This is a genomic window from Aquimarina sp. MMG015 (genome assembly GCF_018100855.1).
In the GTDB taxonomy this organism is placed as follows: domain Bacteria; phylum Bacteroidota; class Bacteroidia; order Flavobacteriales; family Flavobacteriaceae; genus Aquimarina; species Aquimarina latercula.
Genome location: NZ_JAGJEB010000012.1, coordinates 67264 through 79155 on the forward strand (window position 1 = coordinate 67264; position 11892 = coordinate 79155).

The window sequence follows — 11892 nt, forward strand, 5'->3', positions numbered from 1 at the left end:
TAATAATTGTAAAATTAACTATTTAAAAATACCATTTTTTATTGAATCCTGCAGAAAATTATATTCTTAACCAACCGGAACCATTTCGATCTATGTTACTTCATTTACAGGTACTTATTGAAACTACTTTGCCAGAGGTACAATTGCTATTTAAGTGGAAAGTTCCTTTTTATTACATAGATAAAAGTCCTATTTGCTATCTAAATGTAACTAAAGGATATGTGGATATTGGCTTTTGGGGAGCACAATATTTTACCAAGGACATGGATAAGCTAGTGTCAGATAAAAGAAAATACGTTAAATCTTTACGCTATTTTGAGCCAAAGGAAATAGAAGAAGACACGCTTATTGACCTCCTTGAGCAAGCATATTTACATAGAAATAAAAAAATTATAACGAATTAACGGTTTGTCTAATAGCAACCAAGTTACTAAGTAACTTTTCTAGATATTGTAGATCTAGCATATTAGCACCATCACTTTTCGCATTTGAAGGATCAAAATGCGTTTCCATAAATAAACCATCAACACCAGTTACTACTCCAGCGCGTGCGATCGTTTCTATCATATCTGGTCTTCCGCCCGTTACTCCGCTAGTCTGATTAGGTTGTTGTAGAGAATGTGTAACATCAAGAACTGTTGTAGCATATTGTTTCATAGTTGGTATTCCTCTAAAATCTACAATCATATCTTGATATCCGAACATAGTTCCTCTATCTGTAATCATAGCTAAGTCACTACCACTATCGTTAACCTTTTTTACTGCGTGTTGCATCGCTTCTGGGCTCATAAACTGCCCTTTTTTAAGGTTTACTGTTTTTCCGGTTTTGGCTGCTGCGACTACTAGATCAGTCTGTCTTACCAAAAATGCAGGAATTTGTAAAATATCAACATATTCTGCAGCCATAGCTGCATCATCATTCTCATGAATATCGGTAACTGTTGGAACCTCAAAAGTTTCTCCTACTTTACGTAATATTTTTAATGCTTTTTCATTTCCAATACCCGTAAAACTATCAATACGGCTTCGATTTGCTTTTTTAAAAGAACCTTTGAAAACATATGGAATTTTAAGTTTAGAAGTAATTTCTACTACTTTTTCAGCAATTCTTAAAGCCATTTCTTCTCCCTCAATAGCACAAGGCCCTGCAAGAAGGAAAAAATTATTAGCATCAAGGTTTTTTAGATTTTTAATCTTTGAAAGTTCCATATCAATATTTTAAGAATGCAAAGATATGCGTTTTAATGGTCGAATGAAAAGATTATCTATCAAGAAGTTTGATGTCTATTACAGTGTTGAATATTAGCCGTCTTACCCTATGTTATCAAGATATTATTGTTCGAATACTTAATTGTTAACTGAAATTTAAGGAGCTTTAAAAGAGAGGTTTAAGTGTTTGATTTTGAAGCTGTTTTATTATTCTTGTTTTAATGTACAACCTATTAAAATATAACGTACATTTGCACCCTTAAATTCAGGCGTATATGACTGCTATAAAAAACATTGCTATTATTGCTCACGTAGATCACGGTAAAACTACCTTGGTAGATAAAATTATGTATCACTGTCAATTATTTCGTGAAAACGAGAATACAGGAGATTTAATTTTAGATAATAATGATTTAGAGCGCGAAAGAGGAATCACGATTACTTCTAAGAATGTTTCTGTTACTTATAAAGGAACTAAAATCAACATTATTGATACACCAGGTCACGCCGATTTCGGTGGAGAAGTAGAGCGTGTATTAAATATGGCTGATGGTGTGCTATTATTAGTAGATGCTTTTGAAGGGCCAATGCCGCAAACACGTTTTGTACTTCAAAAAGCAATTGATTTAGGATTAAAACCTTGTGTAGTTGTTAATAAAGTAGATAAGGAGAACTGTACTCCAGATGAGGTACATGAGAAAGTTTTTGATCTAATGTTCGAATTAGGAGCAGAGGAGTGGCAGTTGGATTTTCCAACAGTTTATGGTTCTGCAAAGAACAATTGGATGAGTGATGATTGGCAGAACGAAACTGATAGTATAGAACCATTATTGGATATGGTAATGGAGCATATTCCTGCGCCAAAGATTGAAGAAGGAACAGTACAGATGTTAATTACATCATTAGATTTTTCTTCATTTACAGGTCGTATAGCGATTGGTCGTTTACAAAGAGGTACATTAACGGAAGGAATGCAGGTTTCCTTGGTAAAACGTGATGGAACTATAAAGAAATCAAGAATAAAAGAACTTCATACTTTCGAAGGTTTAGGAAGAATGAAAGTCGATAAAGTAGAGGCAGGAGATATTTGTGCTTTAGTTGGTTTAGAAGGATTTGAAATCGGTGATACCGTTGCTGATATTGAAAATCCAGAAGGTTTAAAAACAATCGCAATTGATGAACCAACGATGAGTATGTTATTTACGATTAACGATTCTCCGTTTTTTGGTAAAGATGGAAAATTTGTTACTTCGAGACATATCAAAGAAAGATTAGAAAAAGAATTAGAGAAAAATTTAGCACTTAGAGTTAATGAAACTAATAGTGCGGATAAATTCTTGGTTTTTGGTAGAGGTGTACTTCACTTATCTGTACTTATTGAAACAATGCGTAGAGAAGGATATGAATTACAAATCGGACAGCCGCAAGTAATTATTAAGGAGATTGATGGTGTAAAATGCGAACCTATTGAAGAATTAACTATTGATTTACCTGAGAATGTATCTGGTAAAGCGGTAGAAATGGTAACAATGCGTAAAGGAGAAATGTTAAGCATGGAAGCCAAAGGAGAGCGAATGGTTTGTGAGTTTATGATCCCATCTAGAGGTATTATTGGATTACGTAATCAGTTATTAACGGCTACTGCTGGAGAGGCCATTATGGCGCACCGATTTAAAGAATATCAGCCACTTAAAGGTGATATTCCAGGTCGTATTAATGGATCTTTAGTATCTATGGAAAAAGGTTCTGCAATACCATATTCAATTGATAAATTACAGGATAGAGGAAAGTTTTTTGTGGATCCAGGTGAGGATATTTATGAAGGTCAAGTGATAGGAGAGAATTCTAGAGGAGATGATATGACAGTTAATATTACTAAAACTAAAAAGTTAAGTAATGTGCGTTCTTCTGGAGCTGATGATAAAGCTAAGATCGTTCCTGCAATTAAATTCTCTTTAGAAGAAGCTTTGGAATATATTCAAAAAGATGAGTATGTAGAAGTTACTCCTAATCATTTACGATTAAGAAAAGTATTCTTAACAGAAGTTGAGCGTAAGAGAAATAAAATTGTATAAGTCTAAAACTTCTTATTTATAATATATAATTAAAAAATCCCGAGGTAACTCGGGATTTTTTGTCGAAATCTTGGGGTAATTGTGGTTTTGGGATTAATTCGTTTGTAGGAGTAATTGTTTATTAGTATAATTTTTTTGTCCGCGCAAATGTAATTTTTTGAAATAACTGTAAACTTGTAAAATCCTTTAAAATAACGGTAAAATACATTTTTTATCGATAAAATACATTTTTTTATGTCTTTAGATCAAAATTTAGTAATAGAACTGGTTGGTTATTTTGCATCATTTATGGTGCTTATATCGTTTCTGATGCGTAATATCAAAAAACTTCGTCTAATAAATACTGTGGGGTGTGTGGCTTTTGTAATTTATGGGGTCTTACTCAACTGGTCATTGCCAATAATAATTACTAATACAGCAATTGCGGGTATAAACTTTTATTACCTTTTCTTAAGAAAAGAAGCATGACTTTTTACTTAATCATCTAAAAGTAAGTTTTATATTCCAGATACTCAAACAAATTAGCTATTTTCACTTTCATAAATACTTATTTTGTCAACGTATACAATTAAAAAATATCAAAAAGAAGATTATTCGTTATGGAATGATTTTATAGATAACTCTAAGAACGGTACTTTTCTTTTTAACCGGGATTTTATGGAATATCATTCTGATAGATTCCTTGATTTCTCTTTATTAGTTTTTAATAATTCAACGTTGATAGCTGTTTTTCCTGCTAACATCAAGAATGAAGCGGTTTATTCACATCAAGGCTTAACCTATGGAGGTATAATTCTTAAAAAGAGTATTGGAGGAGAAAAAGTAAGAAATATTCTTTCTGAAATAATTAAATTTCTTGATTCTTATAAAGTTCGTAATCTATTTGTTAAGACTATACCAATTTTTTACAATAAAAAACCAACCAATGAGTTTACATTTTTTTTGTCAGAACATGGAGGGAAAATTTATCGTAGAGATCTAAATTTAGCTATAGATTATAGTCTACCATCTAGCATTCATAAGAGTAAACTTAAGCATTATGAAAAAAGAAAAGATATTGGTTTTGAAATACAAGAAGTAAATGACTTTTCAGGTTTCTGGAATAGTGTCTTGATACCAAGGCTGAAAGAAAAGCATAATGTAAAACCTGTTCATACGTTGCAAGAGATTGATTTATTAAAGAAAAGGTTTCCCGAATCTATAAAACAATTTGTCATAAGTTTAGATAAAGAAGTTCTTGCAGGAATTACCATTTTTAAAAGTGAAGGAGTAGTAAAGTCCCAATATGGAGCTGTGACCAATAAAGGTGAACAATATAGAGCGTTGGATTTTCTTTTTATCTCTTTAATTAATAAATATAGAAAAGAAGGGTTTCGTTTTTTCGATATGGGTACAGTTACTGAAAATAATTTTGGATTGTTAAAACAGAAGGAGGAGTTAGGATGCGAAATCTATACACAGGATTTTTATGAGTTGGTCGTTTAGATGTCAACTGTATGTCTTCCACGTTTCAATATATTTTTTTGCGACATTAATGTAATGATGCTCTTTTTCGATAAATGCTCTGGCATTTTTTCCTATTTCAAAAACCAGATCAGTATTAAGAATTAATTTTTCTAGGTCTTGAGCTATTTTAGCACTGTCAGGAGATGTGTCGATTGCTACGACATCTTTAAGATTATAATATTTTCTAAAGTCTTCTCCAGCACCTGTAAAAACCACTTTGCCCATTGCCATGGCTTCTAAGGCATTATACCCTTGATCGTGTGCCTGAGTTTGGTCTAATATAATATCTGCAGATAAGAAGTGTTTGATATATTGGTTATACGGGAGATCTTTGGTGGTAATTAATTCGATTTTATCAGGATATTTGTTTATAATGGTAGTTAAGGCGTTTTCAAAATATTCATTTCCTTTTTTTATGTAATTTGAAGTATTGATTCCGTGAAGTATTTTTATCTTTTTATGCTTTACGAAAGGAATTATCTTGATAGAGTCTATATTTACAGGATTTGGAATCAGTGGTAATACTTTAGGAGTGTTTTTATAAGCAATATGATACTCCACACTTGCTGGAATAACCCCTTTTATATTTTTAAAGACGAAATCGTGTATTTTTTTTTGTTTTTTAGAAACAAATTTCAAAGTGTTTTTATATTCTTTTTTTAGAGTTTTGTCTTTTAAAAAAGGACTTACCGTGCTGTATGGAAATTTTCCAGAAAGTAAATAAGAAATAAATCTAAAATCATCGCCGCAAGCAAGTAAAAAAACATTCTTGTTGTTTTGAAAAAGAAATTTTAAGAGTTTTTTCTCGAAATATTGTCCAATATTAAAAGGAGTTTCGTTAATTAATTGAACAAAATCATAATTGGATAGAGAGGCCTTGTTTTTTTTGAATTTAATGTAGGATTCCACAGATGCAATATCAATCGAAGTAATTTTAAAAATTAAGTGTCTAATCTTATTAAGCACAAAATTGTTTTTTACAATACTTCCATCAACGTCTATATCAATTGGATATTTCTTAAACACATCACCATTACCCACAATAGTTACCTCATGTCCATTTTTTATTAGACCTTCTTTAAGCGAATTGTGTAATCGACTGTATTCTCCTACTAATAATATTTTCATTCAAGTAACGTTAAGTCCCTATATTAAAGACTTTAAAAAATTATCATACGTTTTTATGGGCTTTCACAAAAACAAATATCTTTGCTGTAAAGGTATTTTTAATACTGTAATAATAAAAACTGAATCCTACTGAATTCTTTTTGTACAAGATAATTCATAAATGTAGATAGATATTTTTGATAATGACAAACCCTAAACAGTTGATTCCATTTCTAGATCTTCATAAAATTAATAGTCGTTATCATGAAAAATATAAAGATTGTTTTTCCAAGTTTTTGGATGAAGGTAGATACATTAAAGGAACTTTTGTTAAAGAGTTTGAGGATTCTTATGCTAAGTTTTGTGGAGCTAAGTATTGTGTTGGTGTTGGTAATGGACTAGATGCGTTAACAATAATTCTTAAAGGATATATTGAACTTGGAAAAATTAATTCTGGAGACGAAGTAATTGTTCCTTCAAATACATTTATAGCTTCAATTTTGTCTATTAAATATGCTGGGTTACAACCTGTGTTGGTGGAACCTGATAGAGATACTTTTAATATAGATATTAATAGAATTGAAGAACATATTTCTAATAAAACCAAAGCGATTGTGCCTGTTCATTTATATGGTCAGCTAGCGAAAATGAAAGAAATCAATGAAATTGCTAAGAGATATAATTTATTTGTAATTGATGATGCCGCTCAAGCGCACGGAGCAATATATAACAATGATAGGTTGGTAGGTGACTTATGTAATGCTTCTTCTTTTAGTTTTTATCCTGCAAAAAATGTGGGAGCATTGGGGGATGCGGGCGCAATAACTACTAATAATAAAGAATTAGCAGATGTTGTTAGAAGTATTGGGAATTATGGTTCTTCTAAAAAGTATCAAAACGATTATTTAGGGGTTAATTCTAGATTGGATGAACTGCAGGCTGCATTTTTATTGGAGAAGTTAAAAGACCTAAAGGAAGATAATCAAAGGCGAAGACAAATTGCTAAAAGGTATCTGTCAGAAATTGAAAATGATAAAATTGTGTTGCCTGGTTGGGACGGTTCAGAGAATCATGTATTTCATCTTTTTGTGGTTAGAGTCAAAAATCGTTTAGAGTTTTGTGAATATTTAGATGATTTAGGAATTGGATATCATATCCATTATCCAATTCCACCGCATAAACAGAACGCTCTAAAGGAGTTTTCTGAGCTTTCATTACCGATAACGGAACGAATGCACAAAGAAGTTGTTAGTATTCCGCTTAATACGGGCTTAACCGATCAGGAGGTTAGTAAGATTATAAAAACCTTAAACGAATACTAAAGGAGTGGATTCATACTTTGATAAACTAAAAAACAATGTTTTAATTAAAGTTAGCTCTTTTAATGCCATAGGTGTATTCGTAAAAATGATAACTGGCTTTATAAGTCTTAAGGTAGTTGCAATATTTTTAGGTCCAGAAGGGTTAGCGTTGATTGGTAATCTTCGAAATGTTTTGACCTCTATTCAATCGATTGGTACCCTAGGTTTATATAATGGAATTGTAAAATATATTGCAGAATTTAAGAGTGATAAAAAGGAAATTAGATCTGTGTTATCAACTTCCTATCTTTTGTGTTTGGTAGTAATCATTTTCTTGTCTACATGGCTTTATTTGTTTCCAACGTTTTGGAATAATTTGGTTTTTGGAAATAGTTATCAGTATAATTTTGTTTTTAAAGCCATAGCTATAGCACTTCCTTTTTATTCAGTAAACACCTTGTGTTTGGCAATAATTAACGGATATTCTAAATATAAGATGTATATACTACTTAATATTGTTAGTAGTATTTTAGGATTACTAATTACGGTTTTCTTAGTTTGGGAATATAAACTAGAAGGTGCATTTTGGGCTATTATCATAAATCCAGCGGTATCATTATGTTTTACCATTGTAATCATGCTGAATAAAAAAGATGTTACTAAATTTTTGCCATCTACTAAGATATCGCCAAAATATCTAAAAAGATTAAGCTCATTTGCTGTTATGACATTGGTTTCTGTAACCATTTTACCCGCTATTTTGATCAGAATAAGAAATTTTATTATTGCTAATGAAGGTTTAGAAGAAGCCGGTTATTGGGAAGCAATACAGAGTATTAGTAGTCAATATATGTTATTTATAACGACTTTATTAACTATATATTTATTACCTAGACTATCTGAAATAAATAGTAGTAAAAGTTTTAGATTTGAAGTATTTAATTTTTACAAGACGATTTTACCAATATTTGTTATTGGGTTTTTGATTATTTATTTTTTGAGAAATATCATAATTGGAATTCTTTTTTCAAATGATTTTACTGCAATGGAACCTTTGTTTATCTGGCAGTTGTTTGGAGATCTTTTCAAAATAGCATCTTTGGTGATAGCATATCAATTTTTGGCTAAAAGAATGTTTTGGTATTATATAATTACAGAAATTATTTCGTTTACATTTTTATATTTTGCAAGTATTTATTTGATAAACCAATTCGGATTTATTGGTGCTTCTATGGCATATTTTTTTAATTATGTCGTTTATTTTTTATTGTTGATTTTAGTGTTTAGAAAATCATTTTTTGGACCTGATAGGAAAATTTAACTAGTGTGACTCAAAACAAAAGAATAAAAGTTTGTTTGATGGTTTCTTCCTTAGGCGCGGGAGGAGCCGAACGATCAAGTGCTATTTTGTCGAGAATGTTAGAAGATTCTGGGTATGATGTTACAATTGTTAGTATTCTTGATGATATTGTTTATGATTATAAAGGAAATCTAGTAAATTTAGAATTACTCACTTCTTCTAATAAGGGGTTGCACAAACGTTGGAGAAAATTTGTAATTAGTAGAAAACTCATTAGAGAAAATAAGTTTGATTATATCATAGATGCGGCTCCAAGACCTTGGTGGTTTAGACAATGGTTTATTAATACTTTTGTGTATCAAAAGACAGATACAGTCTTTATTGTTCACAGTTATAATATCGGTATTTATTTTCCTGATAATAGATTTTTAGGAAAATTGTTATATAAGGATGCATATGAATTGATTGGAGTTTCTAAAGAAGCAGTATGTCATTTTAAAGAAAAATATGGTTTAAGTAAAGGAAGTTGTATTTATAATGCATTTGATAGAAAACGTTGGGATACGATGTCTGAGGTAAATGTAGAGACACCTAGTTATCCTTACATTTTATCTTATGGTAGAATTTCTGAAGATTCCAAAAATTATAGTTTTCTAGTAGAATCATATGCTGCATCAAGATTGCCGAAACAAGGTGTAAGACTTCTTATATTAGGTGATGGCCCTGATAAAATAAAGATTCAAAATCTGGTTAAAAAATTAAAGATTGAAGATTGTGTGATTTTTAAAGGATTTTCGGAAAATCCATTTCCTTATGTAAAAAAAGCTCTGTATACAACCTTAACAAGTAACTATGAGGGTTTTCCCATGGTGTTAATAGAGTCTTTAGCTATGGGGACACCAGTGGTCTCGGTAGATTGTAAATCAGGTCCATCAGAAGTGATTGTTACCGGTGAGAATGGTATATTAGTGCCTTTAAATAAAGAAATGGCTTTTACAGAAGCTTTAAATAAAATGATAGAAGATCAAGCTTTTTATCAAAAATGTAAAAATGGTACGATCTCTAGCGTTTCAAAATTTGAAATAGAAAATATAATACCACAATGGCGAGCAATACTCCCTTTCAAAAAATAGAAAATATGACAACCGCCGAGGATTGTGAAATTATTGAAATTCCTAAAATAAAAGATCCTAGGGGTAATATTGCGGTGGTAGAGAAGGATGTTATACCTTTTGAAACAAAAAGAGTATATTATTTGTATGATGTCCCTAGTGATGCTAGTCGAGGAGGTCATGCGCATAAAAATTTACAACAGTTTTTGATCGCTTTAAGTGGTAGTTTTGATGTGATTTTGTATGACGGAGAAAATCAAAAGAAAATAACTCTTAATAAACCTAATAAGGGGTTATTGATTAAATCTGGAATATGGAGAGAATTAGAAAATTTTTCTTCTGGATCAGTTTGTTTAGTATTAGCTTCTGATGTATATAAAGAGGAAGATTATATCAGAAAATTCACTGAATTTAAACTATTTAAAACTAGATAGTTTTAGCCTAAAAATAGAAATTAAACTACTTTGGACTTTTTTAAACAAGAGTAATACTATTTTAGGTTGTTTTATTAAAAACCTATTTTTCCAATGTAGGTTTTTCCAATTAATATTTTCACAATATTTTTTCGAAGTCAAATAATCTCCAGCAATTCTATATTCTAATGCTATAGAATACCGGTTAGCATCTAGATATATTTTTAAAGAACGGTTATGCTTTTCTTCCTCTACAAATTTTTCAAACTTCATAAAGTTTTTGTTCTTTATGTTTATTTCTTTTGATCGATTTTTGGCATCTAGGTTATATGTGGCAGTAACATATGTTGCCAAAGCTACTTTATATCTTAATGCAATACGAATCCAAAGATCTGTATCCTCACCGTGTGTTATAGAAGAATCAAAACCTTTAATTGCATTTAAAACAGTTTTAGGAGCTGCGCTGGCCGAAGTCCATGCAATAGCATCAATGGAACTAGAATCAAAATAATTATCTATAATTATAAAAGAATTACTATCTGTTTTTATGTTCCTAAAGTCAGCTAAAAAGATAGAATTTGTGCTAAATTTTTTCTCATAAGATGTCGCTAATATACCAGCATCGGGAAATTTTGTGTATAATTGGAATAATATTTCGAGATGATTGGGATACCAATAATCATCTGCATCCAGAAAGGCAATGATCTCACCATTCGCCTTGTCAATCCCAAAATTTCTAGCGTTAGAAACTCCCTTGTTTTCTGTTAAAAAATATCGCAGTCTTTCATCGCTAAAAGTATTTACGATTTTTTCACTGTTGTCATTAGAACCATCATTTATGATTATAATCTCATAGTTCGTGTAGTTTTGAGCGAATACGGATTGTATCGTTTTCTCGATATTTTTTTCTTTATTGTAAAGTGGGATAATAATGGAGAAAAAAGGCACTATATCTTGTTTTTGATTAAACAAAAGTAACCTAAACGATAAAAATCATAGCATACTATAGAAGGATAAGAGGAATTGAAATTTCTTTTAAGAAGATTTCTTGAGATTCGGAAGATAAAAGAAATGATTTTATCGGTTTTTATTTTATTCATTTTGTAGTACATACTAGAAACCTTGTATCTGTCATAAGAAAGTTTATTAGTATTAATTAAAACAATTAGGTTTTCAATGGCTTGCTCTGTTTTTATAATAAAAGCCTCTGCATTATCATTAGCATCATGTACAACAGGGTTGTCAATATATGTAATAGGAATGTTTTTTTTAGCAATAGCATCAAAAAACACTACATCTTCACATCCATATTTTTCTAAAGATTCATCAAATTTTATGGTTTCAAAGATTTCTTTTTGAATTAAGAAATTTGATGAACAAACAATAGATCGTTTATTTCTGTTGGATAAAGATTCCCTTTTTTTGGTATACATCCATCGAAGGCGATAAGGTTTGTTGGGAGGCTTTTTTAAATAAGTCATTCCTCCTGTTACAACCTTATGGTTTATATTATCTAGATATGTTTTAATAAAGTTTTTGCGTTCTGGAAATGTCCCAGCGTCGATAAAGAGAAGGGAATCATATGTTGCTTCGGAAGCTAGTAGATTCCGAATAGCACTTCTGCCTATGTTTTTTGGCAATTTCTTAAAAGAGCAATTTGATAATTCATGAACATCATTATTTTCTTTTATAAAATGATCCGAATGATCATCAAACACTAATATTTCGAAAGAGACGTTACGTAATGAAATTTGCTGATGAACCTCTTTAATCAACGGAATAATGTTATAATTATAGACAGGGATCAAAATTGATAACATTTATAGATGTTTTACTAGAAGTTTATAATTATTTTTAAGACAAAATTGT

General features: G+C 30.6%; 11 protein-coding genes. 7 read left to right on the plus strand and 4 right to left on the minus strand.

The genetic code is table 11. The annotated features are described in order from the left end of the window. The first annotated feature begins 41 nt into the window (after nt 1-41). Entirely contained in the window at nt 42-404 is a 363-nt protein-coding gene (locus J8L88_RS19530; protein ID WP_211061620.1) for a DUF1801 domain-containing protein, read from the plus strand. Here J8L88_RS19530 and kdsA read toward each other — a convergent pair. After that, nucleotides 391-1209, minus strand: a complete 819-nt coding sequence (kdsA, locus tag J8L88_RS19535; protein ID WP_108802388.1) for a 3-deoxy-8-phosphooctulonate synthase — start codon at nt 1207-1209, stop codon at nt 391-393. The genes J8L88_RS19530 and kdsA overlap by 14 nt on opposite strands. A gap of 275 nt (nt 1210-1484) precedes the next feature. On the opposite strand from kdsA, the gene typA reads away from it, so the two are divergent. Then, nucleotides 1485-3284, plus strand: coding sequence for a translational GTPase TypA (typA, locus tag J8L88_RS19540; RefSeq protein ID WP_108802389.1), 1800 nt, complete (start codon nt 1485-1487; stop codon nt 3282-3284). Between the two features lie 552 nt (nt 3285-3836). Then, nucleotides 3837-4769: a GNAT family N-acetyltransferase gene (locus J8L88_RS19545; RefSeq protein ID WP_233557590.1), complete on the plus strand. Its 933-nt coding sequence runs from the start codon at nt 3837-3839 to the stop codon at nt 4767-4769. A gap of 3 nt (nt 4770-4772) precedes the next feature. Here J8L88_RS19545 and J8L88_RS19550 read toward each other — a convergent pair whose 3' ends face one another. Next, complete coding sequence (locus tag J8L88_RS19550; RefSeq protein WP_118389546.1) at nt 4773-5918, minus strand: glycosyltransferase; 1146 nt, start codon at nt 5916-5918, stop codon at nt 4773-4775. A gap of 182 nt (nt 5919-6100) precedes the next feature. On the opposite strand from J8L88_RS19550, the gene J8L88_RS19555 reads away from it, so the two are divergent. Genes J8L88_RS19555 through J8L88_RS19570 form a run of 4 tightly spaced genes read left to right on the plus strand, consistent with a single transcriptional unit; the run spans nt 6101 to nt 10044 of the window. Continuing rightward, nucleotides 6101-7219 (plus strand): DegT/DnrJ/EryC1/StrS aminotransferase family protein, encoded by a 1119-nt coding sequence (locus J8L88_RS19555; RefSeq protein WP_247666515.1) that lies wholly within the window; start codon nt 6101-6103, stop codon nt 7217-7219. Nucleotides 7220-7223: 4 nt separating this feature from the next. Continuing rightward, on the plus strand, nt 7224-8519 hold the full coding sequence (locus tag J8L88_RS19560; protein WP_371813702.1) for an O-antigen translocase: 1296 nt from the start codon (nt 7224-7226) through the stop codon (nt 8517-8519). 38 nt (nt 8520-8557) lie between these two features. Further along, nucleotides 8558-9631 (plus strand): glycosyltransferase, encoded by a 1074-nt coding sequence (locus J8L88_RS19565; protein WP_211061621.1) that lies wholly within the window; start codon nt 8558-8560, stop codon nt 9629-9631. A 5-nt stretch (nt 9632-9636) separates the two neighbouring features. Beyond that, nucleotides 9637-10044 (plus strand): FdtA/QdtA family cupin domain-containing protein, encoded by a 408-nt coding sequence (locus J8L88_RS19570; protein ID WP_211061622.1) that lies wholly within the window; start codon nt 9637-9639, stop codon nt 10042-10044. Here the strand turns inward: J8L88_RS19570 and J8L88_RS19575 are convergent. Together J8L88_RS19575 and J8L88_RS19580 are read right to left on the minus strand one after the other, a co-directional pair. Continuing rightward, nucleotides 10027-10971, minus strand: a complete 945-nt coding sequence (locus tag J8L88_RS19575; protein WP_211061623.1) for a glycosyltransferase family 2 protein — start codon at nt 10969-10971, stop codon at nt 10027-10029. The two genes, J8L88_RS19570 and J8L88_RS19575, sit on opposite strands and share 18 nt — an antisense overlap. Then, a complete protein-coding gene (locus J8L88_RS19580) occupies nt 10971-11843 on the minus strand; it encodes a glycosyltransferase (RefSeq protein ID WP_027393752.1) in 873 nt (290 codons plus the stop codon). The genes J8L88_RS19575 and J8L88_RS19580 overlap by 1 nt, the downstream gene beginning before the upstream one ends. Nucleotides 11844-11892 lie beyond the last annotated feature (49 nt).